The 26,352-nt window shown below is 71.5% G+C and carries 28 protein-coding genes, 1 tRNA gene and 1 pseudogene; 16 read left to right on the forward strand and 14 right to left on the reverse strand.

Translation table 11 applies throughout. The features are described 5' to 3' along the window. The first annotated feature begins 151 nt into the window (after positions 1-151). Positions 152-1,030 carry a Fic family protein gene (locus FHG71_RS18910; protein WP_281281983.1) on the forward strand — a complete coding sequence of 293 codons (879 nt, stop codon included), beginning with the start codon at positions 152-154 and terminating at the stop codon, positions 1,028-1,030. A gap of 110 nt (positions 1,031-1,140) precedes the next feature. On the opposite strand, the gene FHG71_RS18915 is transcribed toward FHG71_RS18910, so the two are convergent. Continuing rightward, positions 1,141-1,217: transfer RNA gene (locus FHG71_RS18915), tRNA-Met, on the reverse strand. Between the two features lie 123 nt (positions 1,218-1,340). Here FHG71_RS18915 and FHG71_RS18920 point away from each other — a divergent pair. Continuing rightward, complete coding sequence (locus FHG71_RS18920; protein ID WP_139083262.1) at positions 1,341-2,759, forward strand: FAD-binding oxidoreductase; 1,419 nt, start codon at positions 1,341-1,343, stop codon at positions 2,757-2,759. Here the strand turns inward: FHG71_RS18920 and hemC are convergent. Both hemC and FHG71_RS18930 read right to left on the reverse strand, forming a co-directional pair. Next, positions 2,756-3,688 (reverse strand): hydroxymethylbilane synthase, encoded by a 933-nt coding sequence (gene hemC, locus FHG71_RS18925; protein WP_139083263.1) that lies wholly within the window; start codon positions 3,686-3,688, stop codon positions 2,756-2,758. The two genes, FHG71_RS18920 and hemC, sit on opposite strands and share 4 nt — an antisense overlap. A gap of 38 nt (positions 3,689-3,726) precedes the next feature. Continuing rightward, on the reverse strand, positions 3,727-3,915 hold the full coding sequence (locus tag FHG71_RS18930) for a hypothetical protein (RefSeq protein WP_139083264.1): 189 nt from the start codon (positions 3,913-3,915) through the stop codon (positions 3,727-3,729). Between the two features lie 108 nt (positions 3,916-4,023). Between FHG71_RS18930 and hemE the strand changes: the two genes are divergently transcribed. Then, positions 4,024-5,061 carry a uroporphyrinogen decarboxylase gene (gene hemE / locus FHG71_RS18935; RefSeq protein WP_139083265.1) on the forward strand — a complete coding sequence of 346 codons (1,038 nt, stop codon included), beginning with the start codon at positions 4,024-4,026 and terminating at the stop codon, positions 5,059-5,061. Beyond that, positions 5,054-5,467 (forward strand): GNAT family N-acetyltransferase, encoded by a 414-nt coding sequence (locus FHG71_RS18940; protein ID WP_139083266.1) that lies wholly within the window; start codon positions 5,054-5,056, stop codon positions 5,465-5,467. The genes hemE and FHG71_RS18940 overlap by 8 nt, the downstream gene beginning before the upstream one ends. 352 nt (positions 5,468-5,819) lie before the next feature. Here the strand turns inward: FHG71_RS18940 and hemF are convergent, their stop codons facing one another. Continuing rightward, a complete protein-coding gene (gene hemF / locus FHG71_RS18945; protein ID WP_139083267.1) occupies positions 5,820-6,707 on the reverse strand; it encodes an oxygen-dependent coproporphyrinogen oxidase in 888 nt (295 codons plus the stop codon). Positions 6,708-6,798: 91 nt separating this feature from the next. Between hemF and FHG71_RS18950 the strand changes: the two genes are divergently transcribed. Continuing rightward, complete coding sequence (locus FHG71_RS18950; protein ID WP_139083268.1) at positions 6,799-7,194, forward strand: hypothetical protein; 396 nt, start codon at positions 6,799-6,801, stop codon at positions 7,192-7,194. Positions 7,195-7,201: 7 nt separating this feature from the next. On the opposite strand, the gene FHG71_RS18955 is transcribed toward FHG71_RS18950, so the two are convergent. Beyond that, positions 7,202-8,227, reverse strand: a complete 1,026-nt coding sequence (locus FHG71_RS18955) for a class I SAM-dependent methyltransferase (RefSeq protein ID WP_139083269.1) — start codon at positions 8,225-8,227, stop codon at positions 7,202-7,204. 19 nt (positions 8,228-8,246) lie between these two features. Next, positions 8,247-8,591 (reverse strand): ATP-dependent Clp protease adapter ClpS, encoded by a 345-nt coding sequence (clpS, locus tag FHG71_RS18960; protein WP_139083284.1) that lies wholly within the window; start codon positions 8,589-8,591, stop codon positions 8,247-8,249. Between the two features lie 92 nt (positions 8,592-8,683). Here clpS and FHG71_RS18965 point away from each other — a divergent pair, with 92 nt between their 5' ends. The 3 genes from FHG71_RS18965 to FHG71_RS18975 all read left to right on the forward strand — a co-directional run bounded on the left by FHG71_RS18965 (position 8,684) and on the right by FHG71_RS18975 (position 11,816). Next, positions 8,684-9,382 (forward strand): HAD family hydrolase, encoded by a 699-nt coding sequence (locus tag FHG71_RS18965; protein WP_139083270.1) that lies wholly within the window; start codon positions 8,684-8,686, stop codon positions 9,380-9,382. Positions 9,383-9,625: 243 nt separating this feature from the next. Then, a complete protein-coding gene (locus FHG71_RS18970; protein ID WP_425467376.1) occupies positions 9,626-11,026 on the forward strand; it encodes a serine hydrolase in 1,401 nt (466 codons plus the stop codon). A 13-nt stretch (positions 11,027-11,039) separates the two neighbouring features. Continuing rightward, positions 11,040-11,816 carry a ZIP family metal transporter gene (locus tag FHG71_RS18975; RefSeq protein WP_139083271.1) on the forward strand — a complete coding sequence of 259 codons (777 nt, stop codon included), beginning with the start codon at positions 11,040-11,042 and terminating at the stop codon, positions 11,814-11,816. 5 nt (positions 11,817-11,821) lie between these two features. Here FHG71_RS18975 and FHG71_RS18980 read toward each other — a convergent pair whose 3' ends face one another. The 5 genes from FHG71_RS18980 to FHG71_RS19000 form a co-directional block, all read right to left on the reverse strand. Continuing rightward, on the reverse strand, positions 11,822-13,429 hold the full coding sequence (locus FHG71_RS18980) for an ABC transporter ATP-binding protein (RefSeq protein ID WP_139083272.1): 1,608 nt from the start codon (positions 13,427-13,429) through the stop codon (positions 11,822-11,824). Further along, positions 13,426-14,658: an ABC transporter permease subunit gene (locus FHG71_RS18985; RefSeq protein WP_246045517.1), complete on the reverse strand. Its 1,233-nt coding sequence runs from the start codon at positions 14,656-14,658 to the stop codon at positions 13,426-13,428. Before FHG71_RS18985 ends, FHG71_RS18980 begins: the two co-directional genes overlap by 4 nt. Then, on the reverse strand, positions 14,655-15,737 hold the full coding sequence (locus tag FHG71_RS18990; RefSeq protein WP_139083273.1) for a microcin C ABC transporter permease YejB: 1,083 nt from the start codon (positions 15,735-15,737) through the stop codon (positions 14,655-14,657). Before FHG71_RS18990 ends, FHG71_RS18985 begins: the two co-directional genes overlap by 4 nt. A 10-nt stretch (positions 15,738-15,747) precedes the next feature. After that, entirely contained in the window at positions 15,748-17,688 is a 1,941-nt protein-coding gene (locus FHG71_RS18995) for an extracellular solute-binding protein (RefSeq protein WP_139083274.1), read from the reverse strand. A gap of 156 nt (positions 17,689-17,844) precedes the next feature. After that, positions 17,845-18,399, reverse strand: coding sequence for a c-type cytochrome (locus FHG71_RS19000; RefSeq protein WP_139083275.1), 555 nt, complete (start codon positions 18,397-18,399; stop codon positions 17,845-17,847). A gap of 143 nt (positions 18,400-18,542) precedes the next feature. Here FHG71_RS19000 and FHG71_RS19005 point away from each other — a divergent pair, with 143 nt between their 5' ends. Next, positions 18,543-19,373 carry a prephenate dehydratase gene (locus FHG71_RS19005; RefSeq protein ID WP_139083276.1) on the forward strand — a complete coding sequence of 277 codons (831 nt, stop codon included), beginning with the start codon at positions 18,543-18,545 and terminating at the stop codon, positions 19,371-19,373. On the opposite strand, the gene nudC is transcribed toward FHG71_RS19005, so the two are convergent. Further along, positions 19,370-20,260 (reverse strand): NAD(+) diphosphatase, encoded by an 891-nt coding sequence (gene nudC, locus FHG71_RS19010; protein ID WP_139083277.1) that lies wholly within the window; start codon positions 20,258-20,260, stop codon positions 19,370-19,372. The two genes, FHG71_RS19005 and nudC, sit on opposite strands and share 4 nt — an antisense overlap. Positions 20,261-20,362: 102 nt before the next feature. Here nudC and FHG71_RS19015 point away from each other — a divergent pair, with 102 nt between their 5' ends. Beyond that, positions 20,363-22,228, forward strand: a complete 1,866-nt coding sequence (locus tag FHG71_RS19015; protein WP_176559509.1) for a bifunctional 2',3'-cyclic-nucleotide 2'-phosphodiesterase/3'-nucleotidase — start codon at positions 20,363-20,365, stop codon at positions 22,226-22,228. Between the two features lie 47 nt (positions 22,229-22,275). Next, complete coding sequence (locus FHG71_RS19020) at positions 22,276-22,929, forward strand: HAD family hydrolase (protein ID WP_139083279.1); 654 nt, start codon at positions 22,276-22,278, stop codon at positions 22,927-22,929. Here the strand turns inward: FHG71_RS19020 and FHG71_RS19025 are convergent. Together FHG71_RS19025 and rpsU are read right to left on the reverse strand one after the other, a co-directional pair. After that, the gene (locus FHG71_RS19025) at positions 22,926-23,507 is read right to left on the reverse strand and encodes a histidine phosphatase family protein (RefSeq protein ID WP_139083280.1); all 582 of its coding nucleotides are present in this window, start codon (positions 23,505-23,507) and stop codon (positions 22,926-22,928) included. The genes FHG71_RS19020 and FHG71_RS19025 overlap by 4 nt on opposite strands. 104 nt (positions 23,508-23,611) lie before the next feature. After that, a complete protein-coding gene (rpsU, locus tag FHG71_RS19030) occupies positions 23,612-23,818 on the reverse strand; it encodes a 30S ribosomal protein S21 (protein WP_037282216.1) in 207 nt (68 codons plus the stop codon). Between the two features lie 105 nt (positions 23,819-23,923). Between rpsU and FHG71_RS19035 the strand changes: the two genes are divergently transcribed. From FHG71_RS19035 to FHG71_RS19055, 5 genes and pseudogenes are all read left to right on the forward strand, one after another. Beyond that, positions 23,924-24,643 carry a COQ9 family protein gene (locus tag FHG71_RS19035; RefSeq protein WP_342777518.1) on the forward strand — a complete coding sequence of 240 codons (720 nt, stop codon included), beginning with the start codon at positions 23,924-23,926 and terminating at the stop codon, positions 24,641-24,643. A 5-nt stretch (positions 24,644-24,648) separates the two neighbouring features. Further along, positions 24,649-25,620 carry an NAD(P)H-quinone oxidoreductase gene (locus tag FHG71_RS19040; RefSeq protein WP_139083281.1) on the forward strand — a complete coding sequence of 324 codons (972 nt, stop codon included), beginning with the start codon at positions 24,649-24,651 and terminating at the stop codon, positions 25,618-25,620. Between the two features lie 66 nt (positions 25,621-25,686). Continuing rightward, a complete protein-coding gene (locus FHG71_RS19045) occupies positions 25,687-25,908 on the forward strand; it encodes a hypothetical protein (RefSeq protein WP_139083282.1) in 222 nt (73 codons plus the stop codon). Positions 25,909-25,924: 16 nt separating this feature from the next. Continuing rightward, entirely contained in the window at positions 25,925-26,143 is a 219-nt protein-coding gene (locus FHG71_RS19050; RefSeq protein ID WP_139083283.1) for a hypothetical protein, read from the forward strand. A 126-nt stretch (positions 26,144-26,269) separates the two neighbouring features. Beyond that, positions 26,270-26,352: pseudogene (locus FHG71_RS19055) on the forward strand (electron transfer flavoprotein subunit beta/FixA family protein); the annotation flags it as partial.

A 26,352-nucleotide genomic window follows, 5' to 3' on the forward strand; every position in this document is an offset into this window, starting at 1 on the left:
TGCGCCAAAGGGGTCCCGTTTGGACGCCGATCACCCCGGAAGCGGGGTCCTTATTCCATGCTGATCAACACCGCTGAAAGACCAGAGCCGTTACAGGTCCTGACCTTAGGCCGAGGAGGAGCTGAAACGTCTTCCCATCTCCGGCCGTCTCCTGGAAGGCGCTCACGAGCGCCTTCTGGATCGCGTCGGCCGCGTCCGCGGTCAGGACCAGCTCCTCGGGCAGTACAAGCGCGACCAGAACATGATCGGAGGACACCGGCTCGACACAGCCCGCTTCATCCCTGCTCCACTACGAGAGGCAGAGGCTGCCATGTCCGACCTGGAACGCCATATCAACCGGGAGCGGAAGGCGCCGACCCACGCGCTCATCGACATGGCCCTCGTCAACTATCAGTTCGAGACCATCCACCCCTTCGCCGACGGCAACGGCCGCCTGGGCCGCATGCTCATCTCGCTGATGGCCGTCACGGAGACAGTCGTGGACATGCCCGTCCTTTACATGAGCCCGGAACTCGAGCCGCGGAAAGACGCCTACATCGACCTGATGTACCAAGTCTCGGCCAAGGGCACCTGGATCGACTGGATCAGCTTCTTCCTCGAGGTGACGACGCTCAGCGTCACCCGGACCGTCCGCACCATCGACCGGGTGCTACGCCTGCATGTGGAATACCGTGCCCGCGCCATGGCGGCGAGCCGCAGCAACAAGCTCCTCGGCGTCATCGACTTGATCTTCGACCGTCCCGTCGTGCAGGCTAGGACCATCGTGGAGCGGATCGGAGTGACCGACGCCGCGGCCCGAACTCTCCTGCGCCAGCTCACCGAGCTTGGCATTCTGGTCGAGAGCGGGTCCTATCACCCCGCAGCTTGGTTTGCGCGGGAGCTGATCGACATCCCCCGGCCAGACATCGAATCATCTGGCGACCTCCGACGGTACTCAGGTTCCTCGTCGCCTGACGTGCGTCGGGCGGAAGCTCCTGCAATCGCAGCACCGCCTAGAGGCCAGGACCCGGAGCGCACCACCGCGCCTTAGCCGATGCATTCTGTAGCCCAGGTGTAGCCCAAACCAGCGCCCGCGAGCCTTCCGGCCGCGAGGATACCATCCGCTGCTTCGAAATTTTTATAATTCTCAGGGATTTAGTGTGGTAGCGGAGGAGGGACTTGAACCCCCGACACGCGGATTATGATTCCGCCGCTCTAACCAGCTGAGCTACTCCGCCACGGGCCCTGCATCTAAGGCCTGCGCGGGGAGTCGTCAACCGGCAAAGTGACGGCGCCGCCCCCTTCCGGCCTGCCGCGACTTCGGCCATCAAGACGGGGGCGAGCCGCCGGAGGAACCCCGCATGAACATCGTCGACCGCATCGCCCCCCTCGTGGGACCGGCCCATGTCCTCGCCGGAGAGGCCGCCGCCCCCTGGGCACGCGACTGGACCGGCGCCTACCGGGGCGAGCCGCTCGCCGTCGTCCGCCCCGGCTCCACGGCCGAGGTGGCCGAGGTGCTCCGCCTCGCCCATGACAGCCGCACGCCCGTGGTCCCCGCCTCGGGGCGCACCGGGCTCACCGGGGCCACGCACGCACCCGGCGCGCTGGTCCTCTCGCTCGACCGCATGAACCGCATCCGCGCCCTCAAGCCCGGCCCCCGGATCGTCGTGGCCGAGGCGGGGGTGATCCTCGACCAGCTCCACCAGGCCGCCGACTCGGTGGGCCTCCAGTTTCCGCTCACCTTCGGGGCCAAGGGCTCGGCCATGATCGGAGGGGCGCTTTCGACCAACGCCGGAGGATCGAACGTCCTGCGCTACGGCTCGGCGCGCGAGCAGTGCCTGGGCCTGGAGGTCGTCCTCGCCGACGGCCGCGTCCTCGACTTGATGTCCGAGTTGCACAAGGACAACTCGGGCTACGCGCTGCGGCACCTGTTCATCGGGGCGGAAGGCAGCCTCGGGATCATCACGGCCGCCGTCCTCAAGCTGGTTCCCCGCCCCCGCGCCACCGCGACGGCCATGGTCGCCGTGCCCTCGATCCCCGCCGCGCTCGACCTCCTCGCCCGCTTGCGCGAGGCCACGGGCGGCGCGGTCGAGGCCTTCGAATACATGCCCCGCTCCTACATCGAGGCCCACCTCGCCCATTTCCCCGGCGCGCGCGAACCGTTCGAGGCGCCCCATACGCACAACGTCATGGTGGAGGTCGGGGCCACCGCCCCCCGCGACGCCGAGCCCGGCCCCGACGGCACGGTGCCCGTCGTGGCGCTGGTGGAGCAGGTGCTGGCCGACCACATGGAGACGGGGCAGGTCCTCGACGCCGTGGTCGCCCGCTCCGAATCGCAGCGGCGCGAGATGTGGGCCCGGCGCGAGGCGGCGGCCGAGATCACCTTCCTCAAGCCTTACTTCGTGGACACCGACATCGCCGTGCCGCTCGACCGGCTGGAGGACTTCCTCCTCACCATCCGCCGCCGGCTGGCCGAGGTGGACCCCGAGGCCACCGACTTCCTCGTCTCGCACCTGGGCGACGGCAACATCCACTACACCGCCTATCCGACGCGCGGCGACAAGGCGCACCTCGCCCAGATCCGCGCGCTCGTGGACGACACGGCGGTCAGCCTCGGCGGCAGCTTCTCGGCCGAGCACGGGATCGGGCAGTCCAAGCTCTCGGCCATGCGCGCCCACAAGGACCCGGTGGCGCTGGAGGTCATGCGCAGCCTCAAGGCCGCGCTCGACCCGCGGGGCCTCCTGAACCCCGGCAAGACGGTGCCGCCGGCGGGGTTCTAGCTCCAGGCCGCGAAGAAGTCCGGCCCCGCCTCGCGCCGCATCCGGCAGGCCATGACGCCGCCGATGTCGGCGCCCTCCTCCAGCGGCCCGGTGCAATCGTCGGCCATCACCCGGCTCCCGTCGGGCTGCAGGATCTCGCCCCGCAGCCGCAGCCGGTCGCCCTCGATCTCGGCCAGCCCGGCGATGGGCGTCTGGCAGGACCCGTCGAGCCCCGCGAGGAAGGCCCGCTCGGCCGCCAGCCGCAGCCCCGTGTCGCGGTCATGGATCAGCGCCAGCATCTCGGCCACCCGCGCGTCATCCGTCCGCCGCTCGACGCCGATGGCCCCCTGCGCGATGGCGGGCAGCATGGCGTCGGGCGGGATGGGCCGGGCGGGCACGTCGGCGTAGCCCAGCCGGTTCATCCCCGCCATCGCCAGGAACGTGGCCTCGGCCACCCCCTGCGCCAGCTTCGACAGCCGCGTCTGCACGTTGCCCCGGAACTCCACTACCCGCAGATCCGGGCGCCGCGCCAGAAGCTGCGCGCGCCGACGCAGGGACGACGTCCCCACCACCGCCCCCTCGGGCAGGTCGGCAAGCCCCGCGTGCTCGGTCAGCGTCACGAAGGCGTCGCGCGGGTCCTCGCGCGGCAGGTAGCAGTCGAGGCTCAGCCCCTCGGGCTGCGCGACCGGCATGTCCTTCATGGAATGGACGGCGAGATCGACGTCGCCCGCCAGCAGCGCTTCCTCGATCTCCTTGGTGAACAGGCCCTTGCCGCCGATCTGGGACAAGGGCCGGTCCTGCACCGCGTCGCCCGTGACGCGGATGACGACGATCTCGAAGGCGTCCTCGGGCAGGCCCGTGGCGGCCATCAGCCGGGCGCGGGTCTCGTGGGCCTGGGCCAGCGCCAGGGGCGAGCCGCGCGTGCCGATGCGAAGGGGGGCTTGGGTCATGTCAGACCCTTACGCAAAGCCGCCCTTCGGGGCAACTCTCAGCGCCGGCGCATCTCCGCGAGCCACCAGACCAGCAGCCCGCCCGCCAGCGCGCCTCCCAGGGCGGCGGCCAGCAGCCCCGCCGAGGGGTCCGCGACGCCCAGCCGCGGCAGAAGCCAGAAGGCCAGCATCTCGGCCGTGATCGCGAGAAGAAGGAACAGGGCCCCGAGGGCCTGGGTCAGCGTCATGACGGTCCTCCGCCGTGAAGTCCAACAAGCGCCATCCTATCACGTCCCCCACCCCCGCGTCCACGCCGACGCTTGACAATCGGGCCGCCGGACGGGCACCCGGAGGCCATGACCAAGCTCCTCCTGCGCGCCCTCGCGGGCGAGACCCTGCCCGTCCCGCCCATCTGGATGATGCGCCAGGCGGGCCGCTACCTCGCCGAGTACCGCGCCACGCGCGAACGGGCGGGCAGCTTCCTCGACCTCTGCTACAACCCGGACCTCGCGGCCGAGGTGACGCTCCAGCCGATCCGCCGCTTCGGCTTCGACGCGGCGATCCTCTTCGCCGACATCCTCCTGATCCCGCAGGCCCTGGGCCTCGACCTCACCTTCGAGGCCGGCGAGGGCCCCCGCCTTTCGACCGTGACGACCGAGGCCGACCTCGCCCGCCTCAAGCCCGTGGACGCCATCCACGACACGCTCTCGCCCGTCTACGAGACGGTGCGCATCCTCTCGCGCGAACTGCCCTCGGAAACCGCGCTGATCGGCTTCGCGGGCGCGCCCTGGACGGTGGCGACCTACATGATCGCGGGCCGGGGCACGCCCGACCAGGGCCCGGCGCACGACCTCATCCGCACGAACCGCCCGCTCTTCGAAGCCCTCCTCGACCGTCTCACGGACGCGACCATCGACTACCTGTCCCGCCAGGTGCAGGCCGGGGCCGAGGTCGTGAAGATCTTCGATTCCTGGGCCGGCTCGCTCCAGGGCGACGACTTCCGCGCCTACAGCCTCGATCCCGCCCGCCGCATCACCGCCGCCCTCAAGCAGCGCCACCCCGGCCTTCCCGTCATCGCCTTCCCGCGCGGCGCGGGTGAACGCTTCGAGGGGGCGCATGCCGCCACGGGGGCCGACTGCATCGCGCTCGACGACGGCGTGGCGCCCGAATGGGCGGCCCGGCATGTCCAAGCCGCGGGCTGCGTGCAGGGCGCCCTCGCCTCGCCCCACCTTGTCACCGGCGGCCCCGAGCTGGTCGAGGCCACGCGCCGCGTGGTCCGCGCCTTCGCGGGCGGCCCGCACATCTTCAACCTCGGCCACGGCATCACGCCCGACGCGAGCGTGGAGAACGTCCACCGCATGATCGACACGGTGCGCGAGGGCCGCCATGGATGAGCGCTACCGTCTGGTCGAGGGCGTCCCCCCGGTCGAGGACTACTGCCGCCTCCGCGCGATCTCGGGCCTGACGCCCCGGACGCCCGAGGCCGCCCGGCTCGGCCTGCCCCACACCGTCCACGGCGTCCATGTCCAAAGGGACGGCGCCATCGTCGGCATGGGCCGGGTGATCGGCGACGGCGCGCTGGTCTTCCAGGTCGTGGACGTCGCGGTGGACCCCGCGCACCAGGGGCGCGGCCTGGGCAAGGCGATCATGGGGGCGCTCGTGGCGCATCTGCGCGCCCGCGTGCCGGCCGAGGCCTATGTGAGCCTCATCGCCGACGGCGAGGCCCACCGCCTCTACGCCCAGTTCGGCTTCGAGCCCGTCGCCCCCGCCTCCATCGGCATGGCCCAGTGGCTGCGCTGAGGCGCGGCCGGGTCACGATCGGGCCATCCCGCCCCTGAACGCGTTCCGCCGGGGTGTTGCGCGCACCGGGGGAGGACCGTTCGGTGCTGTAGGGAACCGTTAACCCTTGCCTGCGAGGCTGGTCCCACATCGCGGGGCCGCTGGCGGGACATGACTCTCCCACCTTCGGAAGGCACCCCCGTGCCCCGCTCTTTGCAGGTCCTGAAAGCGTGCCTTCGGACCACTGGGACCACCCCCAGCCGCCGCGCGTCGTGGACGCGCCCCCTGCCCGCCCGGAGTGGCGTCCCGCGGGCAGCTCTCGGAGGCCGTCCCCTCATGCCCCCAGATGGGGCGGAAACGCTCCGATCCCCTTTCAGGCCCACTTCGCCAGCGGCGGCAGGCTCATCAGCACCGCCTCCGCGTCGTGCCCCGACGCGAGCCCGAACTTCGTCCCCCGGTCGTAGACCAGGTTGAACTCGGCATAGAGCCCCCGGTGGATGAGCTGCCGGTCCTTGTCGGCCTCCCCCCAGGGCTGCGCCACCCGCCGCTCCGCCAGGGGCAGCCAGGCCGGCAGGAAGGCCTTGCCGATATCCACGATCATCGCGAAGTCCCGCTCCCAGTCGCCCGAGTTGCGGTCGTCGAGGAAGATGCCCCCCACGCCCCGCGCCCGGCTCCGGTGCGGCACGAAGAAGTACTCGTCCGCCCAGGCCTTCTGGCGCGGGTACTCCTCCGCCCCATGGGGATCGAGATGGTCCTTCAGCACGCCGTGGAAATGCGCCGTGTCCTCCCCGTACTCGATCGCCGGGTTGAGGTCGGTGCCGCCCCCGAACCACCAGGCGGCGGGCGTCCAGAACATCCGGGTGTTCAGGTGCACCGCCGGGACATGCGGGTTCCGGGGATGCGCGACAAGGCTGATCCCGCTCGCCCAGAAGCGCGGGTCCTCGGCCACGCCCGGCACGCCCCGCGCCGCCATCGCCCGCTGCGCCTCCGTCCCCAGCACGCCGTGGACGGTGGACACGCCCACCCCCATCTTCTCGAAGACGCGCCCGCCCTTGAGCGTGGCCATGACGCCCCCGCCCGCGTCGCCCCCGTCGGGCGCGCTGCGGCGGGTCTCGCGGAACTGGAACCGGCCCGGCGCGATCCCTTCGGTCCCCGCCGCCTCGCCATCCTCCAGCCCCTCGAAGGCCGCCACGATCCGGTCCCGCAGCTCCCCGAACCAGGCCGAGGCGCGCGCCTTTTCCCCGCTCATCATCCCGTCCATCACCCTCTCCGTGCTATCGGATAACGGACCTAGCACCCTTCCCCGCCCCTCTCCACCGGGCTAGGACATGGAGGACCAAGGAGTTTCCGTCATGCGCCGCCTCGCCCCCGCCGCCGTCCTGCTCTCCGCGCTGGCCCTTTCGGCCTGCCAGACGCCCCGCGAAAGCTGCATCGCCGGCGCCTCGCGCGAGCTGCGCACGGTGGACCTCCTCATCCGCGAGACGCAGGGCAACCTGAACCGCGGCTACGCCATCGAGACTTCGCAGCGCATCGACGTGGACCGCGAGATCTGCGAGGTCGAGCTCGAGGACGGCACCGAGCGGCGCTATTGGTGCGAGGACACCGACGTGGTCGACGTCCAGCGCCCCGTCGCCATCGACCTCGCGACCGAGCAGGCCAAGCTCGACGGCCTCCTCGAACGCCGCGCCGCCCTGGCGGCCGAGCGCGACGCCCGCGTGCAGGCCTGCGTCGCCACCTACCCCGAGTGAGCGGCGCTCAGCGCCTCGTCCGCGTCACGCTGCGCCCGCTCGGACGCGGCGGGGCGCCGGGCTTGGCCTTGAGCGGCTGCGCGGCGTGCAGCAGCTTGAAGCCCGCGTCGCCCCCGATCTCGGCCACGTTGCGGAACGTCTCGCCCAGCACCGTCTCGTAGGGCAGGTGCCGGTTCGCCACCAGCCAGAGCTGCCCCGAAGGCGTCAGTGCCTTGGCCGCGGCCTTGATGAACGCCACGCCCAGCTCCGGGTCCGGCCGGCGGCCGACATGGAACGGCGGGTTCATGACCACCCCGTCATAAGGCCCCCGCAGCCCCACCCGCGCGTCCTCCCACAGGAAGCGCGCACGCGGATCGGTCACGTTCGCCCGCGCGCAGTCGAGCGCCAGCCGCTCGGCCTCGATCAGGTCGATGGACTCGACGCCCTCGCGCGCCAGCGCCGCCAGCGCCAGCACCCCGATGCCCACGCCGAAATCGGCCATCCGGCGCGGCAGCTTCGCCGGCAGCGCTTCGGCCAGCATCAGCGACGCCCGGTCCGCCCCGTCCGCGCTGAACACGCCCGGCTGCGCGAACAGGCCGTCGGGTCCCTTAACCGGCCCGCCCAGCGCCCAATCCTCGAAGCCCGCGCCGCCCGCGAACCAGAACAGCCGCCCATGCCCCTGCGTGAGCCCCTCGACCGCATCGTCGCGCCGGTCGCGCACGTCGCGCCACAGCGCGTCCACCCCGTCGGTGCGCTGCCCGTCCACGATCACCAGAGGCGCCAGCCGCGCCGCCTCGGCCACCAGCCCCCGCGCCAGCGCCTTCGACCGCGGCACGCAGACCAGCACGGCGGGGACCGGCTGGCCCTCGTCCACGATCCGGTAGCCCGCGCCCGCCCAGGCGTCGCGGTCGGGGCGGAAGGTATGCTCGATCAGCAGGCGTTCGCGCGGCAGGGCGGACAGGTCCATGGCCTGGGGCGGCCGCAGCACGAGAACCTGGCCCTCGGGCAGCGAAAGGCCCTCCTCGAGGGCCGTGGCAAGACGTGAACGTGACATGAGGTCGGGCCTGCGGCCCCTATTCCTTTTCCATGGTGCATTGCAGCGGATGCTGGTGCCGCTGCGCGAAGTCCATCACCAGCGCCACCTTGGTTTCCGCGATCTCGTAGGAATAGACCCCGACCACCGCCAGCCCCTTCTTGTGGACCGTCAGCATCAGGTCGAAGGCCTGCGCGTGGCTCATGCCGAAGAATCGCTCCAGCACGTGGACGACGAACTCCATCGGCGTGTAGTCGTCGTTGAGGATGAGCACCTTGTAGAGCGGCGGGCGCTGGGTGCGCGTGCGCGTCTCGAGCTTGACGCCCGTGCCGCCGTCCTGGTCCTGGCCGGGCCTGCCGGCCATGATATGAGCTTGACCCGTCATCATGGGGCGTTGGCAGCCTATCAAGGATGGATTTCCATTCGGCTGGTATATAAGCCCGCCGCGCGCCCAAGGAAAGACGCGAGGGAGTGAGCATGCCCGACTGGACCATCGGCTTCGACGCCGACGACACCCTTTGGCACAACGAGCGCTTCTTCCGCCTCACCGAGGACCGCTTCGCCGAGCTGCTGTCCTCCCACATGGAGGGCGAGGGGCTGCGCGCCCGGCTGCTGGAGGCCGAGCGCAGGAACCTCGGCCTTTACGGCTTCGGCATCAAGGGCTTCACGCTGTCCATGATCGAGACCGCCATCGAGGCGACCGAGGGCCGCGTCCCCGCCACAGTCATCGCCGAGATCCTGGCCATGGGCCGCGAGATGCTGGCCCATCCCATCGACCTCCTCCCCCAGGCCCGCGAGGCCGTCGAGGCCGCCGCGCAGCAGGGCGAGGTCGTGCTCATCACCAAGGGCGACCTTCTGGACCAGGAGCGCAAGCTCGCGCAGTCGGGCCTGGGCGAGATCTTCGACGCGGTCGAGATCGTCTCGGACAAGACGCCCGCCACCTACCTGCGCATCTTCGCGCGCCACGGGGGGCGGCATTCGATGATGGTGGGCAACTCGCTCAAGTCCGACGTGATCCCGGCCCTCGCCGCCGGCGCCTGGGGCGTGCACGTCCCCCATGGCGTGATCTGGGAGCTGGAGCGGGCCGAGGCGCCGCAGGGGCATCCCCGGTTCCGCGAGATCGCCTCCCTGGGCGAACTCCCGGCCCTTGTCGCCGAGCTGGGCCGGAGGGCGTGAAGCAGCGCCGCCACAGCCCGGAATCTCTCGTTGCGGAAGGAACCGCCGCGAAGACCCCCGGACCCCAGCGGGTGGTGGGATTCCCTGTCACTTAGGCCCATATCTTGAGACGAAAGATTGCGTGAGCGGTGGAACCCTCCCAATCAAGACGCTTTTTCCGCACAACCGCCCGTGCTAGGCTTCGCTCCACAAGAGGTGGACGGGCCTTCAAACGTCCCCCCGAGGCGCAAAAGGGGCAGTGTCATGGGCAGACGAATCGGGCGCACCGCCTGGCTGGCGATCATCATCTGTGCAAATGTCCTGGGCGCGATGGCGGCGCAGGCCGCGCCCTTCGCGGCCTTCGTGATGGATGCGCGGACGGGGCAGATCTTCTACGAAGAGAACGCCGAGACGCCGCTCCACCCCGCCTCGCTTACCAAGATGATGACGATCTACCTCGCCTTCCAGGCGATCCAGCGGGGCGAGATCACGCTCGACACCGTGGTGCGCATCCCCGCCGACGCCGCCGACGAGCCGCCCTCGCGCCTGGGCCTCCGTCCGGGGCAGGAGATCAAGCTGCGCTACCTGCTGCGCGCCGCCGCCGTAAAGTCCGCCAACGACGCCGCCACCGCCATCGGCTACGCCATCTCCGGGAGCGAGGAGGCCTTCGCAGCCCGCATGAACGCCATGGCGCAGGCGATGGGCATGACCCACACCCACTTCCGCAACATGAACGGCCTGACGGAAGAAGGGCACTACTCGACCGCCCGCGACATGAGCATCCTGGGGCGGCACATGATCTACGACTACCCCCAGTACTACAACCTCTTCTCCCGCCGCACGGCGGACGCCGGCATGGCGCAGGTCAACAACACCAACCGCCGCTTCCTCGACGCCTACGAGGGCGCGGACGGCATCAAGACCGGCTTCACCAACGCCGCCGGCTACAACCTCGTGGCCTCGGCCCAGCGGGGCGACGTGCGCATCATCGCCACCGTCTTCGGCGGCACCTCGACGGCCGACCGCAACGCCCGCATCTCGCGGCTCCTCGACATGGGCTTCGACCACGCCCCGGCCCAGGCGCAGGTGGTGGCGGTCGATCCGCCGGTCGTGACGGCGGACGACCTGCGCGAGGTCGCGGCCAACACCGACGCCGCGCCCACCGCGCCCGTGGCCCCCGATCCCGGCCGCGTCAGCGGCCCCATCGAGACCTCCTTGCGCCCGCAGCCGCGCCCGGGCTCCACGGTGGTGGCCTTCGCCTCGGGGGTGAAGGAGGAGGAGATCGAGGACGCGCTCGCCCAGGCGCTCGCCGCCCCGCCCGAGCCCGCGACCGAGATCATCATGACCGCCGCCGCCATCGACCCGGCCAAGGCGCCGCTGCTGGCCGAGGAGCCCGAGGTCGTCACCCGGTTCTCGACCTCCGGCGGCTCGCTCTGGGGCATCAACCTCGGCAGCTACCCGTCGCGCGACGCGGCCGAACGGGCGCTGATCCAGGTGGCGCTGGCCGAATCTTCCACGCTCGACGGCGGCCTGCGCCGCGTCGTCCAGCGCTCGGGCGGCTTCGACGGCAACATCATGGGACTCACGCGCGACGAGGCCGACCTCGCCTGCCGCCGCCTCCAGGCCCGCAACACCACCTGCTTCATGATCGGCACCGAGGAATAGGACCAGGGGCGCGATGTCGCCCGTCCTCCTCGGCCTCCTGGGCAGCCTCGCCGCCGGCCTCATGACCGCGGCCGGCGCGCTTCCGATCCTCGTCGGGGGCGTGCCCGGTCCCCGCCTGCGGGACGCGATGCTCGGGTTCGCCGCCGGCGTGATGCTGGCGGCCTCGTTCTTTTCGCTGATCCTGCCCGCGCTCGCGGCGGCCGAGGTGTCCTACGGCCCCGGCGCCCTTCCCGCCGCCATCGCCTGCGGTGGCATCCTCCTCGGCATGGCCGCCGTGGGCCTCCTGAACGAGGCGCTGCCCCACGAGCACTTCGACTCGCGCCGCGAGGGGCAAGGCGGCGAGGCGTTCGCGCGCATCTGGCTTATCGTGGCCGCGATCACCATCCACAACCTGCCCGAAGGCATGGCCGTGGGCGTGGGCTTCGGCGCGGACGGGTGGGAGTCGGGCCTGCCTCTCGCCATCGGCATCGGCCTCCAGAACGCGCCCGAAGGACTGGCCGTCGCCGTCGCGCTCCGGGCCGAGGGCTACGGGCGCGGCCGGTCCTTCGCCGTGGCCTCGCTGACCGGCCTGGTGGAGCCTCTGGGCGGCCTCTTCGGCGCGGCCGCCGTGGCGCTGGCCCAGCCGCTCCTGCCTTGGGGCCTGGCCTTCGCCGCCGGCGCGATGCTCTACGTCATCAGCCACGAGATCATCCCCGAGACCCATCGCGGCGGCCACCAGCGCGGCGCGACGGCGGGCCTCGCGCTGGGCCTCGTGACGATGCTCTTCCTCGATGTCTGGCTGTCGGCCTGACGGGGCTACTCCGCCGCCTGGGTCACCGGGAAGGCCGCCGCCATCAGCGTCCGCGTGTACTCGGTCCGGGGCTGGCCGAAGACTTCGGCCGCCGGCCCCGCCTCCACCACGTCGCCGTCCTTCATCACCATGACCCGGTGCGCCATGGCGCGGATCACCTTGAGGTCGTGGCTGATGAACAGGAACGCCAGTCCGTGCTTCTGCTGCAGCCCCCGCAGGAGCTGCACGATCTGCACCTGCACCGTCATGTCGAGCGCCGAGGTCGGCTCGTCCAGCACCATGAGCCGCGGCTTCAGGATCAGCGCCCGCGCGATGGCGATGCGCTGGCGCTGCCCGCCCGAGAACTCGTGCGGGTAGCGGTCCATGGTGGCGGGGTCGAGCCCTACCTCGCCCATGACCTCCCCCACCATCTCGCGCCGGTTGCGCCCCGGCTCCAAGCCATGCACGCCCAGCCCCTCGGCGATGATCTCGCCCACCGTCATGCGGGGCGACAAGGAGCCGAAGGGGTCCTGGAAGACGATCTGCATCTCGCGGCGCAGGGGCCGCATCTCGCGCTGGGCGAGCCCCTCGATCCCGCGCCCCAGGAACACGATCCCTCCCGCCGTCGCGGGCAGGAGCCGCATGATGGCCAGCGCCAGCGTGGTCTTGCCCGACCCCGACTCGCCCACGATGCCCAGCGTCTCGCCGGCCCGGACCTCCAGCGTGGCGTCGTTGACGGCCTTGACGTGCCCCACCGTGCGCTTGAACAGCCCCCGCTGGATCGGGAACCAGACGCGCAGGTTCCGCGTCTCGGCCACCGTCTCGGCGCTCGCCGGCACCGGCGCGGGCAGGCCCGTCTGCTCGGCCGCCAGCAGCTTGCGCGTGTAGGGGTGCTGGGGGTTCGCGAAGATCTCCCCCGCGGGCCCCTGCTCCACGATTAGGCCGCTCTGCATCACGCAGACCCGGTCGGCGATCTGGCGCACGACGCCCAGGTCATGGGTGATGAAGAGCATGGACAGCCGCTCGCGCGCCTTGAGGTCCGCGAGCAGGTCCAGGATCTGCGCCTGGATCGTCACGTCGAGCGCGGTAGTGGGCTCGTCCGCGATCAGCAGCTCCGGCCCGTTGGCCAGCGCCATGGCGATCATCACCCGCTGCCGCTGCCCGCCCGAAAGCTGGTGCGGATAGGCCCCCAGCCGCGTCTCGGGGTCGCGGATGCCCACCCGCGTCAGCAGCTCCAGGATGCGCCCGGTGACCTTTTCGCCCCGCAGCCCCTGGTGCAGCTCGATCGATTCGCGAAGCTGCTTCTCGATGGTGTGGAGCGGGTTCAGCGAGGTCATCGGCTCCTGGAAGATGAAGCTGATGTCGTTGCCCCGCACGCGCATGAGTTCGCGCTCGGGCGCGCCCACCATCTCGTGCCCCTCGTAGAGCACCGAGCCCTCGACGCGGGCGTTGTCGCCCAGAAGCTGCACGGTCGACAGCGCCGTGACCGACTTGCCCGAGCCCGACTCGCCCACCAGCGCGACGGTCTCGCCCCGGTGGACGGCGAAGCTCACGCCCTTCACTGCCGGCACGACGCCGCCGTCCTGGCGGAAGCCCACGCGAAGGTCGCGCACCTGGAGGAGGGGCCCGCTCACTGGAAGGTCTTCCGGGGATCGAAGGCGTCGCGCACGCCCTCGAAGATGAACACGAGAAGCGCCAGCATGATGGCGAAGGTGAAGAAGGCGGTGAAGCCCAGCCAGGGCGCCTGAAGGTTCTGCTTGGCCTGAAGGCTCAGCTCCCCCAGCGACGGCGCCGAGGACGGCAGCCCGTAGCCCAGGAAGTCGAGCCCCGCGAGCGTGCCGATGGCCCCGGTCACGAGGAAGGGCAGCATCGTCACGGTGGCCACCATGGCGTTGGGCAGCAGGTGGCGGAACATGATGGTGCCGTTCGACACCCCCAGGGCCCGCGCCGCGCGGACGTATTCGAAGTTCCGCGCCCGCAGGAACTCGGCCCGCACCACGCCGACCAGCGCCGGCCAGCCGAACAGGATGGTCAGGCCCACGAGGAGCCAGAAGCTCCGCCCCAGGATCGCGAAGACGATGATGATGACGTAGAGCGAAGGCGTCCCCGACCAGATCTCGATCATCCGCTGGAAGACGAGGTCCGTCCAGCCGCCGAAGTAGCCCTGCAACGCTCCGGCTACGATCCCTATGAGAGAGGCCGCCGCCGTCACGATCAGCGCAAAGGCGACCGACAGGCGGAAACCGTAGATCACCCGTGCCAGCACGTCGCGCTTGGTGTCGTCGGTGCCCAGCCAGTTGAACTGATCGGGGGGCGAGGGCGCGACGCCCCGCACGTCCACGATGGTGTTGTAGCTGTAGGGGATGAGCGGCCAGAGCATCCAGCCCTTCTGGAACTCCGGGTCCTGGATCGTCCCGGCCTGCGCCTGCTCGATCAGCCCCTCGGGGTCGTCGAAGCAGTCCACGAGGCCACCGGTCTCGATCAGGCACTGCACTTCGATGTCGGTGTAGGCCGCCTCCGAGGGGAAGTCGCCCCCATAGGCCTGCTCGGAATAGAAGGTGAAGACCGGCATCCGAAGCTCGCCCCGGTAGTTCACCAGGATCGGGCGATCGTTGGCGATGAACTCGGCAAAGAGCGAGAGCACGAACAGGACCCCGAAGATCACGAGGCTCCAGAAAGCCCGGCTGTTGCGGCGGAAGTTCCGCCAGCGCCGCTGGTTGAGCGGCGACAGCCGGGGCCGCCGCGCGGGGGCGAGCGGCGCGGGCAGCGGCTCCGACAGGGGCTCGACCGGCGCGGGGGGGCGGCCCGGCATGGGCTCGGGGATCGGCGGCGTCTGGACGTTGGGGCGGGCGCTGTCCGTCATCGGCGGCTCTCGAAGTCGATGCGGGGATCGACCATGACATAGGTGATGTCCGACACGATCCCGATGATGAGGCCCATGAGCGAGAAGGCGAAGAGCGTGCCGAAGACGATCGGGTAATCCCGCGCCACGGCCGCCTCGAAGCCGAGCCGCCCCAGCCCGTCGAGCGAGAACAGCGTCTCGATGATGAGCGAGCCCCCGAAGAAGACCGAGATGAACAGCGCCGGGAAGCCCGCGATCACGATCAGCATGGCGTTGCGGAAGACGTGCCCGTACAGGACCCGCCGCTCGCTCAGCCCCTTGGCACGGGCGGTCATCACGTACTGCTTCTTGATCTCGTCGAGGAAGCTGTTCTTCGTGAGCAGCGTCAGCGTGGCGAAGGCCGAGATGGTCGAGGCCAGCACCGGCAGCGTGATGTGCCACAGGTAGTCCAGCACCTTGCCGATGAGGCTCAGGTCTTCCCAGTTGTCCGAGGTGAGCCCCCGCAGCGGGAAGATGCGGAAGTAGCTTCCCCCGGCGAACAGCACGATCAGCAGGATCGCGAACAGGAAGCCCGGGATGGCGTAGCCCACGATGATGGCGCCGGAGGTCCAGGTGTCGAAGGGCGAGCCGTCCCGCACCGCCTTGCGGATGCCCAGCGGGATCGAGATCAGGTAGGCGATCAGCGTCGACCAGAGCCCCAGGGTGATCGAGACCGGCATCTTCTCCAGCACAAGGTTCACGACCGACTCGGAGCGGAACCACGACTCGCCGAAGTCGAAGCGGATGTAGTCCCACATCATCAGCAGGAACCGTTCGAGCGGCGGCTTGTCGAAGCCGAACTGCTGCTCCAGCTCGGCGATGAAGGCGGGCGGCAGGCCCCGGGCCCCGGCATAGCCGAACTCCTCGCCCCCGCCGGTCGCCTCCACCTCGCTGCCGCCGCCCGAGATGTTCTCGAAGACGTCGCCGCGGCCCTCGATCTGGGCGATGATCTGCTCGATCGGGCCGCCAGGGACGAACTGCACCAGGACAAAGTTGATGATCATGATCCCGAGAAGCGTCGGGATCACGAGCAGGAGGCGTCGGAGGATGTAGGCGCCCAAGGACCCGGCCTTACTGTAGGGCGCCAGCGGAGCGCAGCGCCGTGGCCTTTTCCTGGTCGTACCACCAGAAGTCGAGGTAGCCCAGGTCGTAGGGCGGCAGCGGCTCGGGGTAGTCGAACATGTCGTAGTAGGCGACGGTGTAGGTGTCCTTGTACCACTGCGGCACCCAGAACCGCTGGGCCCGCAGCACGCGGTCGAGCGCGTTGACGGCCGTGACCATCTCCTCGCGGGTCTGCGCGGCGACGACCGTCGTGATCAGCCGGTCCACCGCCGGGTCCTGCAGGCCCATGAGGTTGCGGTTGCTCTCGGCCGCGCTCTCGGACCCGAACCACTGCTCCAGGCCCGTCGAGGGCTCCAGGCTCATGGCGAAGCCCCAGGTGGTCATGTCGAAGTCGCTTTCGTCGCGCCGCTGCGTCATCTGCGCGGGGTCCACGCGCTCCAGCCGGGCGTTGACGCCGATCCGCTGGAGGTTCTCGACGTAAGGATTGATGACCCGGTCGAAGGTCGGGGAGTCCTCCAGGATCACCACGTCCAGCGTCCGCCCGTCCTTGCGGCGCAGCCCGTCGTCGCCCACGATCCAGCCCGCCTCGTCCAGAAGCCCCGAGGCCTGCCGGATGTTGCCCCGGTCGGCCTGCCGCTCGGGGCTCGACACCGGGGGCACCACCGCCTCGGCCGTCAGGATCGAGGGGTCGAGCAGCCCTTCGTCCACCAGCGGCTGCAGGAGCGCGAGCTCGCCCTCGGAGGGGGTGCCCTGCGCCATGAGGTCGGATTCATTCCAGAAGCCGATGGTGCGGGTGTAGAGGTCGTAGAAGAGCGTCTCGTTCGACCACTCGAAGTTGAACATCAGTCCCAAGGCCTCGCGGACGCGGGGGTCCTGGAAGGTGTCGCGCCGCAGGTTGAACACGAAGGACTGCGCCACCGGCAGGCCGCCGTTGGGCAGATCGCCCTTGACGACCCAGCCCCGCTCCAGCGCCGGGAAATCGTAGCCCGTGGCCCAGAGCAGCGAGGAGTTCTCGATGCGGAACGTGTATTCGCCCGCCTTGAAGGCTTCGAAGGCCACATTCGAGTCGGCGAAGTACTCGACCCGGATGCGGTCGAAGTTGTTGCGCCCGACGTTGATCGGCAGGCTGGCCCCCCAGTAGTCGGGATTGCGCCCGATAACGATGCGGCGGCCGAAGTCGAAGCTCTCGATCATGTAGGGGCCCGAGCCCAGCAGCGGCTTGTCGCTCGGCTCGTCGAGCCGCTGGCCGGTTTCCTGGAACCAGGCCTGCGACAGGACCGACAGGCCGCCCGCCAGACCGATCCGGTCGCGCACGGGCGCGTCCTCGGCGAAGGTGAAGCGGACGCGCTGGGGGTCGAGCACCTCGACGTCCGACACCATGCCCCCCGCGGCCATGCGGTAGGACTCCAGCCCCTGCTCCATGAAGAGGTCGTGCGAGAACTTCACGTCCTCGGCCGTCAGCGGCGAGCCGTCGGCGAAGCGCGCCTCGGGCCGCAGGGTGAAGATCACCCAGGACAGGTCCTCGGGATACTCCATGGTCGTGCAGATTAGGCAGTAGAGCGAGGTCGGGTCGTCGGCCGTGGCCGTCAGGATCGACTCGACGCCGTAGGCGCCATAGGCCGTGGCCCCGCCGGCGATGGTGAAGGGATTGAAGCTGTCGAAGGTCCCCTCGGCCGAGAGGGCGATCTCGCCGCCCTTGGGCGCGTCGGGGTTGACGTAGTCCAGCACGAAGTCGGGCTCGGGATACTTGAGCTCGCCGAAGAAGTTGTAGCCGTGGGTGACGGTCGTTCCGGCCTCGGCCGAGGCCGGGACCGGCTCCGTCGCCTCCTGCGCCGGGGCCGGGGCCGCCAGCAGGACCGCCGCCACCGCGAGGGCGCTGGCGCCCAGCCACCGGGGGTCGAGGACGGGCGACAGCGCGACGGCCGTGGGTCGGCGGCGTGGTCCGGGCATGGGGCTCCTCCTGAGATCCGGGGCTTCAGCCAACTATCGGTCCCGGGCCCGCGGATTCAAGCACCGTTTGCGTGACCCTCCCGTGAGCGCCGCACATGCGAAAGGGCCGCGCTCCCGGAGGAAGCGCGGCCCTTCGATGTCCCCTCGCGGGCGCGATCAGCCGTCGAGGCTGTCGAGATAGGCGATCAGGTTGGCGCGGTCCTGCACGTCCTTCATGCCGTTGTAGTTCATCTTGGTGCCCGGCGCGGCGGCCTGCGGGTCGATCAGGAAGACGTTGAGCGCCTCGGGCGTCCAGGCCTCGCCCAGCACCTCCAGCGCGCCCGAGTAGTCGTAGCCTTCGGCCGCGTCGATCGGACGGCCCACGACACCGTAAAGGTAGGGACCCGTGCGGTTGTCGCCGGCTTCCAGCGCATGGCAGGCCGAGCAGGGGCGGAACTCGCCCTCGCCCGCGGCGGGGTCGGCGGCGGCGAAGGCTTCCTGGAACTCGGCCGCGATCTGCTCGGGCGTCACCTCCTCGGCGGCCTCGCCCTCGCCACCTTCGACGGGGATGACATAGGCCTGGTGGATCTCGCCGTGCTCGCCTTCCGCGGTGGCATGGCTTTCCTCGCCCCCGCCATAGATGCCCGAGGCCACCCAGCCACCCAGCAGAAAGACCAGGAGCGAGCCGCAGAAGCCGCCCACGATCTTGGTGAGGGTCATCGTGTCGAACATGTCGCGTCCCGTTCCCTGTGCCCGTGTCGGGCGCCATGTATCCGCTTCCGGCGGGGCTCCGCAAGGTGTAGGCGCCGCACGAGACAGCGAGCGGGGGTGCGGCATGACAGCGCTCCGCTTGCCCGAGCCGAAAGGGGACTCCCATGCCGCGCATCGCCTTCCAGGGAGAGGTCGGCGCCTACGGCCACCAAGCCTGCCTCGAGGCGCGGCCCGACTTCGACCCCCTGCCCTGCCCCACCTTCGAGGACGCCATCGAGGCGGTGCGCTCGGGCGAGGCCGACCTCGGCATGATCGCCGTCGAGAACTCGACCTATGGCCGCGTGGCCGACGTTCACCAGCTCCTGCCCGAAAGCGGCCTGCACATCGTGGACGAGCACTTCTTGCGCGTCCGCATCAGCGTGCTGGGCGTGAAGGGCGCGCGCCTGGGGGACCTGCGGCGCGTGCGCGGCATGGCGATCCTCCTGGGCCAGGCGCGCGGCTTCGTGCGCGCCCATGGCCTCCAGACGCTGGCCTGGTCCGACAACGCCGCGGGGGCCCGCGAGGTCGCGCACCTGAACGACCCCGCCGAGGGCTCGCTTGCCCCCGAGATCGCCGCCCAGGTGTACGGGCTCGACGTGCTCGCGCGGGGGGTCGAGGACCACGAGGGCAACACCACCCGCTTCCTCGTCATGTCGCGCGAGGAGGACCGCACGCGCCGCAGCGAGTCCATGATGACGAGCCTCGTCTTCCGCGTCCGCAACATCCCCGCCGCGCTCTACAAGGCGCTGGGGGGCTTCGCGACCAACGGCGTGAACGTCACCAAGCTCGAAAGCTACCTCGTGGGCTCCTTCCAGGCCGCCCAGTTCTACGCCGAGGTCGAGGGCCATCCCGAGGACCCGGCGCTGGCCCGCGCGCTGGAGGAGCTCCACTACTTCTCCGACCGGCTCGACGTCTTGGGCGTCTTCCCCGCCGCCCGGCCCCGGCACGAGACCTAGTCCAGCCGGTCCGCCAGCCACTCGCGCAGCAGGAACGCCGCGATCGCCCCGTGGCGCGGCGCGCGGATCTCGGGGTCGCGCCCCTCGAAGACGCCCATCATTCGCTCGCGCGGCACCCACAGCGCCGCCTCCAGCTCCTGCGGGTCCACCGCGATCTCGCGCGTCAGCGCCTCGCCCCGGCAGCCCAGCATCAGCGAGGCCGGAAACGGCCACGGCTGGCTCGCGAGGTAGCCCACGCGGCCCACGCGCACGCCGGCCTCCTCCCAGACCTCGCGGCGCACGGCGGCCTCGACGGTCTCGCCCGGTTCCATGAAGCCCGCCAGCAGCGAAAACATCCCCTCGGGCCATCCGGGCGAACGGCCCACCAGCACGTCGTTGCCGTGCGTGACCAGCATGATGACCACCGGGTCCGTGCGCGGGAAGTGCTGCGTCCCGCAGGATGGGCAGTCGCGCCGCCAGCCGGCGGGGGCCGGCCGGCTCCGCGTTCCGCAGGCCGAGCAGAAGCCGTGGCTCGTGTGCCAGCCCAGCACCGCCTTGCCCGTTGCCGCCAGCTCCGCGTCGCGGGGCGACAGCCGGGCCATGACGCCGCGCAGGTCGCCCCAGCGCCCTTCGCCCTCCTCGGCCGATTCCACGGCCTCGGCCCAGACGCCCTCGTCCCCCTCGCGCCCCAGGAACACCAATCCTTCGCTCGCGGCGCCTTCGATGGGCCGCCGCGCCAGCCGGGGCGCCGCCTCGGACCCCTCGACCAGCGGCTCGCCCGCGCGCAGCAGGACGCGCCGCGCCCCCGGGCGCGCCCGCAGCGCCGCCAGCGCCTCCGGGTCGCGCCGCAGGTCCTCGGCCCGGTCGAGCCCCGACCCTCCGAAGGTCACGAGTTCCGCGGTTTCCATCGATCGGCCCTTCCTTTTCCCTAGTTTCGAACGTTTCCCGCGCCACCTGCAAGGATGGCAACCCTCGGTTGCAGATGTTGGCAGCACGAGAGGCAAAGAAAAGTGGACGGCGACGGACCGGACGACGGCGCAACCGCGCACCTACGCCTCCTGGCCACCACCGACCTCCATGCCCATCTCCTGCCCTACGACGACCACGCCGACCGTCCCCTGCCCGGCACCGGGCTCGTCCAGGCCGCGCGGCTGATCCGGCGGCTCCGGGCCGAGGCGCCGGGCGGCCTCGCGATCCTGCTCGACAACGGCGACGTGTTCCAGGGGACGCTGCTGGCGGATTGGCTCGCCGGGCGCGGGCCGGATGCTCCGCCCCCGTCCGGGCCCCATCCCATGGTCGCAGCCATGAACGCGCTGGCCTACGACGCCGGAACGATGGGAAACCACGACTTCAACCACGGCCTCCCCTTCCTCCTGTCCACGCTCGGGGCCGCGGCCTTCCCCATGGTGTCCACCAACGTCCGCACCGCCGCGGGGCGGCCGCTCCTGCGCCCCTCGGTGATCCTCGACCGCATCGCGAAGGACGAGCAGGGCCGGACCCACTCGCTCCGCATCGGCGTGCTGGGCGTCGCGCCCCCGCAGATCGAGCGCTGGGACAGCCTCGTGCTGCGCGGCGCGGTGCGCGTCCAGGACATCGTCCCCGCCGCCGCAGCCGAGATCGCCCGCCTGCGCGCCCAGGGCGCCGACCTCGTGGTGGCGCTCTGCCATTCGGGGATCGGCGGCCCCCGGCCCGAGCCCTTCCAGGAGAACGCGGCCCTGCCCCTGGCCGCCCTGCCGGGGCTCGACGCGCTGATCCTGGGGCACACGCACCGTGCCTTCCCCGGCCCCGGCTGGGCGGCGACCGAGGGGATGGACCCGGTCGCGGGCACGCTCCACGGCCGGCCGGCCGTGCAGGCGGGCGCCTTCGGAGGCCATGTGGGCGTGATCGACCTCGCGCTCCGGCGCGAGGCGCGCGCCTGGCGCGTCGCCGCCCATCGTGTCCGGGCCGAGCCCGTTCCCCCCGACCTCCCCCTCGACGAGGAACTGGCCGCCCTCGCCGTCCCCTACCAGCGGCGGCTCTCCGAGGCCGCCACCCGCCCCATCGGCACCACGCGGGTTCCCCTCCAGAGCCACTTCTCCCTCGTCGCTTCCGACGCCACGCTCGACGTGCTCGCCGACGCCCTGCGCCACGAGGCCCGGCATATGCTCGCCGGCACCCCGGCCGAGGTGCTGCCGGTCCTCGCCGCCGTCGCCCCCTTCAAGGCCGGCGGGCGCAGCGGCCCGGGCCACTACATCGACATCCCGCCCGGCCCCGTGGCGCTGCGGCAGGGGGCCGAGCTCTACATCCATCCCAACGCCTTCTGCGTGGTCGAGATCAAGGGCGCGGGCTTGCGCGACTGGCTGGAGCGCAGCGCCGCCATCTTCCGCACCCTGACGCCCGGCGACACCGACCAACCGCTCCTCGACGAGGAGATGCCACCCTACAACTTCGACGTGATCGACGGGCTGAGCTGGGTCATCGACCCGCTCGGGCCGCCCCGCACCGACCGCGACGGCCGCGTGACCGACCCGGCTGCGCGGCGCGTGCGGGACCTGCGCCACGACGGCCGCCCGGTGACGGACGGCGACCGCTTCGCGCTGGTCACCAACAGTTACCGCCTGGGCGGGGGCGGGGGCTTCGCCGCGGCCCAGGCCGCGCATCCCCTGATCCAGAGCACGCGGGGCATCCGCGACATCGTCCAGGCCCACCTGCGCCGCGCGGGGCCGCTCGACCCCGCGCCCCGCCCCCGCTGGCGCTTCGCCCCCCATCCCGGCACCGCGGCCTGGTTCGACAGCGGCCCCGGCGCGGCGCGGCACCTGCCTGCCGTCGCCGACCGCCGCATCGAGCCCCTCCACCCCGCGCCCGGAGGCTTCCATCGCTTCCGGCTCTGGCTCTGACCGGCGCGGGCCGCTATCACGCCTGGGCAACAGCCCGGACCCTCGCCATGCCCGCGCCCTTCGACGCCGTGATCTTCGATCTCGACGGCACGCTCATCGACACCGAGGCCCTGTGCAACCTCGCCGGGGTCGAGGCCTGCGCCAACCTGGGCCTGCCCGTGTCGCTCGCCTTCTTCGAGTCGCTCGCCGGCATCGACGACCGCACCCGCGCCCGCCTGATCGAGGAGCACACCGGCAGCCCCGTCGAGTTCGGGGCCTTCCTCGCCGAATGGGACACGCTCTGCACCGAGCGCTTCAGGCAGGGCATCCCGATCAAGCCCGGCGCACGGGAGATCCTCGACCGGCTGGCCGACGCAGGCCTGCCCCTCGCGCTCGCCACCTCCTCGCGTCGCGGTCCGGCCGAGGAGAAGCTGGAGTTCACGGGCCTGCGGCGCCATTTCCGCACGGTCGTCACCTTCGATGACGTGGCCGCCCCCAAGCCCGCGCCTGACGCCTATCTCCTCGCGGCCGAGCGCCTGGGCGTCGCCCCCCGCCGCTGCCTCGCCTTCGAGGACTCGGAAACCGGCGCCCGCTCGGCCCATGCGGCGGGGCTCACGGTGGTGCAGGTTCCCGATCTCCACCCGACCAAGGGGGCGCATGCCCACCACGTCGCCCCCTCGCTCCTCGAAGGCGCGGCGCTCGCGGGGCTCCTGCCCGCCTAGGCGCCGGGCGGGGCCATCTCCATGGGCCGCCAGTCGTGGCGCAGACCCGCGGGCTCCAGCGCGAAGCCCAGATGGTGGCCCCCGCCGTCGGGCTGGTCCTCGCGCCGCGCGATGGGCCGCCCGGCCAGCGCGCACTTGAGCAGCGTCCCCACCGCCCCGTGCCCCACGACCAGCGCGGGCACCCCCGGCGCCTCGGCCAGGGCCGCGCCCACCGCGGCCAGGACGCGCGCCTGCGCCGCCCGCGCCGTCTCCCAGCCCCGCACCGACTCGTCGGGCCGGGCGAAGAACAGGTCGGCCACCGCCTCGAACTCGGCGCGCGGCAGGTAGCCGGTCGCGCTCCGGTCGTTCTCATGAAGCCCCGGCCGCACCTCGACCGCCAGCCCCAGCGCGGCGCCCAGCACCCCGGCCGTCTCGCGCGCCTTGACCTCCTCGCTCGCCACGATGCGCCGGAACGCCCAGGGCCAAGCCTGCGCCGCCAGCGCCGCCGCACGGGCGCGCCCTTCCTCGGACAGGCCCCAGAGCGGCACGGGCACGGCCGGGTCGATCCGCACCTGCGGATGGGTCAGATAGAGATGCATGGGCCCGTTCGTCGCGCGGATCGGCCCCGCACGCAACGGAAAAACCCCCGGAGCCCTGGGCCCGCGGGGGTCTGACCATTCGTTCAGGCGTCAGCCCAAGGAGCTCAGAGGAGCCCTTCGCGCTGCAGCTTCTTGCGGGCGAGCTTGCGCTGGCGACGGATCGCCTCGGCCTTCTCGCGCGCTTTCTTCTCGGACGGCTTCTCGAAATGCTGCTTGAGCTTCATTTCGCGGAACACGCCCTCGCGCTGCAACTTCTTCTTGAGCGCACGGAGCGCCTGGTCGACGTTGTTGTCGCGAACAGAGACCTGCATGTGGTTGTCACCACCTTTCCGGGTTCGAGTTTCGCATGGCAATGCAGGAGGCCCGGCCTATAGCAAGGGGGGCAAGGCCTGTCCAGAGAAAGGACGAGGGGGGAAATGCGCGATATGATCGACGACGATCCGGCCACCGAGTTCGGCACCGACCCCACCCGCGCCGCCCTGCTGCGCGCCATCCTGCCCCATGTCCCCTTCGACGGCTGGTCCGACCGGGCCTTCGCCAGCGCCGCGCGCGAGGCCGAGGTGACGATGGCCGAGGCGCGCGCCGCCGCGCCCCGCGGGCCGCTCGACCTCGCGGTCGAATGGCACCGGCAGGGGGACCGCGCCATGGGCAAGGCGCTGGCCTGCGCCGACCTGGGCGCGATGCGCCTGCGCGACCGCGTGGCCTTCGCCATCAAGTCCCGCATGGCCGCCCTGCCCGAGCGCGAGGCCCTGCGACGCTCGGCCGCACTCTTCGCGCTGCCGCAGAACGCCGCGCTGGGCGGCCGCCTCCTGTGGGAGACCGCCGACGCGATCTGGACCGCGCTGGGCGACGCCTCGCGCGACGGCAACTGGTACTCCAAGCGCGCCACGCTCTCGGCGGTGCTGGCCTCCGTCGTGCTCTACCGGCTGGGCGACGACTCGCCGGACCTCGCGCGCACCAACGCCTTCATCGACCGCCGGATCGGCGACGTCATGGCCTTCGAGAAATGGAAGGCCGGCGCCAGGAACAACCCCGTGCTGCGCCCCCTGACCGGCCCGCTGGGCTGGATCATGGGCCGGATCAGCGCCCCGCAGCGCCCCGAGGACCTGCCCGGCGGCTGGAGGCCCAAGGAGTGACCCCCATGCGCGCGGTCGCCATCTCCCGCCCTGGCGGGCCCGAGGTGCTGGTCCCCGTCACCCGGCCCCTCCCCGAACCCGGCCCCGGCGAGGTGCGCCTGCGTCTGGCCTATGCGGGCGTGAACCGCCCCGACGCGCTCCAGCGCGCGGGGGCCTACGCCCCGCCGCCCGGCGCCTCGGACCTGCCGGGGCTGGAGGGCGCGGGCACGATCGACGCCCTGGGTCCCGGCGTGACCGGCCTCAACGCCGGCGACGAGGTCTGCGCCCTCCTCCCCGGCGGCGGCTACGCCGAATACGCCCTGGCCCCCGCCGCCCATTGCCTGCCCGTGCCCGACGGCCTCACGCTGGCCCAGGCCGCCGCCCTGCCCGAGACCTTCTTCACCGTCTGGTCCAACGTCTTCGACCGCGGCCGCCTACGCGCGGGCGAGCGCTTCCTCGTCCACGGCGGCGCCTCGGGCATCGGCACGACGGCGATCCAGCTCGCGGCCGCCCTCGGCGCCCGGGTCTTCGCCACCGCTGGGGGCGAGGCGCGCGCACGGGCCTGCGAAAGCCTCGGCGCCGAGCGCGGCATCGACCGCCACGCCGAGGACTTCGAGACCATCCTCACGGAGCAGGGCGGCGCCGACCTCATCCTCGACATGGTGGGCGGGCCCTACCTGCCGCGCAACCTGCGCGCGCTCGCCGACGACGGCCGCCTCGTGCAGATCGCCTTCCTGCAGGGCCCGAAATCCGAGATCGACCTCAATCAGGTCATGCGCCGCCGCCTGACGGTCACCGGCTCCACCCTCCGCCCCCAGTCCGTCGCCCAGAAGGCCCGCATCGCCGCCGACCTGCGACGCGAGGTCTGGCCCCTCCTCGCCTCGGGTCGCATCCGTCCGGTGATGGACGCCGAGTTCCCGCTGGAGGAGGCCGCCGAGGCGCACCGGCGGCTCGAATCCAACGCGGTCGTGGGCAAGATCGTCCTGCGGATCGCCTGACGCTCCCTTGGCGGGGGGAACGCGGGCCCTAGGTCCCGCCTCCCAACCTCGAAGGAGGCCGCGACGATGTCAGGCACCAACGAAGACGGCGACTCCGCCGGCAATCCCGGCGGCATGTTCGCCGACAAGGGCGACGCGCAGAACGGCAAGAGCCGCGACTGGCAACAGGGCGCGGGCATGGGCGGCACGAAGGCCCAGGACCACGCCGACCGGCGCGGCCGCGCGGGCAAGGGCCTGACCGACGCCGGCGGCCCCCTCGAAGGCACCCCCGACGGCAACAGCCGCTGACGACAGGAGAGCAACCATGAGCAAGTCCGGCGTGACCCACACCGACACCTCGTCCGGCAAGGGCGGCGGCCAGCTGACCGAGAACCCGGCCACCCCCGCGCCCGAGGGCGGCATCCAGCCCCAGGCGCAGACCCCCGCGCCCTCCTCGGGCTCGATGTACGACAAGCGCGACCACATCGAGAACGAGTCCGGCAAGTCCGGCTCGGACGGCAAGGGCGCGGGCCAGCAGCGCTGACCTCCCGGGGGCGCCGCGCGGTTCAAACGCGGCGTCCCCGTGACGCGATCGGTCGGTTTTCCGCTGTCGCTCCGTCCGGCGCCGGGCTAACACCTCCCCCAAAGAAACCCCAAGGGGAGTGCGCCCATGAAGGTCCTCGTGCCTGTGAAGCGCGTGATCGACTACAACGTGAAGGTTCGCGTGCGCGCGGACGGCTCGGGCGTCGATCT

This window comes from Rubellimicrobium roseum (assembly GCF_006152145.1).
GTDB classification, from domain to species: Bacteria; Pseudomonadota; Alphaproteobacteria; order Rhodobacterales; family Rhodobacteraceae; genus Rubellimicrobium; species Rubellimicrobium roseum.

What these genes read in the sequence shown, in the direction of transcription:
- FHG71_RS18920 (WP_139083262.1), top strand. Translation starts at nt 1,341, where the DNA reads ATGAACATCGTCGACCGCATCGCCCCCCTCGTGGGACCGGCCCATGTC.
- hemC (WP_139083263.1), bottom strand. Translation starts at nt 3,688, where the DNA reads ATGACCCAAGCCCCCCTTCGCATCGGCACGCGCGGCTCGCCCCTGGCG.
- FHG71_RS18930 (WP_139083264.1), bottom strand. Translation starts at nt 3,915, where the DNA reads ATGACGCTGACCCAGGCCCTCGGGGCCCTGTTCCTTCTTCTCGCGATC.
- hemE (WP_139083265.1), top strand. Translation starts at nt 4,024, where the DNA reads ATGACCAAGCTCCTCCTGCGCGCCCTCGCGGGCGAGACCCTGCCCGTC.
- FHG71_RS18940 (WP_139083266.1), top strand. Translation starts at nt 5,054, where the DNA reads ATGGATGAGCGCTACCGTCTGGTCGAGGGCGTCCCCCCGGTCGAGGAC.
- hemF (WP_139083267.1), bottom strand. Translation starts at nt 6,707, where the DNA reads ATGGACGGGATGATGAGCGGGGAAAAGGCGCGCGCCTCGGCCTGGTTC.
- FHG71_RS18950 (WP_139083268.1), top strand. Translation starts at nt 6,799, where the DNA reads ATGCGCCGCCTCGCCCCCGCCGCCGTCCTGCTCTCCGCGCTGGCCCTT.
- FHG71_RS18955 (WP_139083269.1), bottom strand. Translation starts at nt 8,227, where the DNA reads ATGTCACGTTCACGTCTTGCCACGGCCCTCGAGGAGGGCCTTTCGCTG.
- clpS (WP_139083284.1), bottom strand. Translation starts at nt 8,591, where the DNA reads ATGACGGGTCAAGCTCATATCATGGCCGGCAGGCCCGGCCAGGACCAG.
- FHG71_RS18965 (WP_139083270.1), top strand. Translation starts at nt 8,684, where the DNA reads ATGCCCGACTGGACCATCGGCTTCGACGCCGACGACACCCTTTGGCAC.
- FHG71_RS18970 (WP_425467376.1), top strand. Translation starts at nt 9,626, where the DNA reads ATGGGCAGACGAATCGGGCGCACCGCCTGGCTGGCGATCATCATCTGT.
- FHG71_RS18975 (WP_139083271.1), top strand. Translation starts at nt 11,040, where the DNA reads ATGTCGCCCGTCCTCCTCGGCCTCCTGGGCAGCCTCGCCGCCGGCCTC.
- FHG71_RS18985 (WP_246045517.1), bottom strand. Translation starts at nt 14,658, where the DNA reads ATGACGGACAGCGCCCGCCCCAACGTCCAGACGCCGCCGATCCCCGAG.
- FHG71_RS18995 (WP_139083274.1), bottom strand. Translation starts at nt 17,688, where the DNA reads ATGCCCGGACCACGCCGCCGACCCACGGCCGTCGCGCTGTCGCCCGTC.
- FHG71_RS19000 (WP_139083275.1), bottom strand. Translation starts at nt 18,399, where the DNA reads ATGTTCGACACGATGACCCTCACCAAGATCGTGGGCGGCTTCTGCGGC.
- FHG71_RS19005 (WP_139083276.1), top strand. Translation starts at nt 18,543, where the DNA reads ATGCCGCGCATCGCCTTCCAGGGAGAGGTCGGCGCCTACGGCCACCAA.
- nudC (WP_139083277.1), bottom strand. Translation starts at nt 20,260, where the DNA reads ATGGAAACCGCGGAACTCGTGACCTTCGGAGGGTCGGGGCTCGACCGG.
- FHG71_RS19020 (WP_139083279.1), top strand. Translation starts at nt 22,276, where the DNA reads ATGCCCGCGCCCTTCGACGCCGTGATCTTCGATCTCGACGGCACGCTC.
- FHG71_RS19025 (WP_139083280.1), bottom strand. Translation starts at nt 23,507, where the DNA reads ATGCATCTCTATCTGACCCATCCGCAGGTGCGGATCGACCCGGCCGTG.
- rpsU (WP_037282216.1), bottom strand. Translation starts at nt 23,818, where the DNA reads ATGCAGGTCTCTGTTCGCGACAACAACGTCGACCAGGCGCTCCGTGCG.
- FHG71_RS19035 (WP_342777518.1), top strand. Translation starts at nt 23,924, where the DNA reads ATGCGCGATATGATCGACGACGATCCGGCCACCGAGTTCGGCACCGAC.
- FHG71_RS19040 (WP_139083281.1), top strand. Translation starts at nt 24,649, where the DNA reads ATGCGCGCGGTCGCCATCTCCCGCCCTGGCGGGCCCGAGGTGCTGGTC.
- FHG71_RS19045 (WP_139083282.1), top strand. Translation starts at nt 25,687, where the DNA reads ATGTCAGGCACCAACGAAGACGGCGACTCCGCCGGCAATCCCGGCGGC.
- FHG71_RS19050 (WP_139083283.1), top strand. Translation starts at nt 25,925, where the DNA reads ATGAGCAAGTCCGGCGTGACCCACACCGACACCTCGTCCGGCAAGGGC.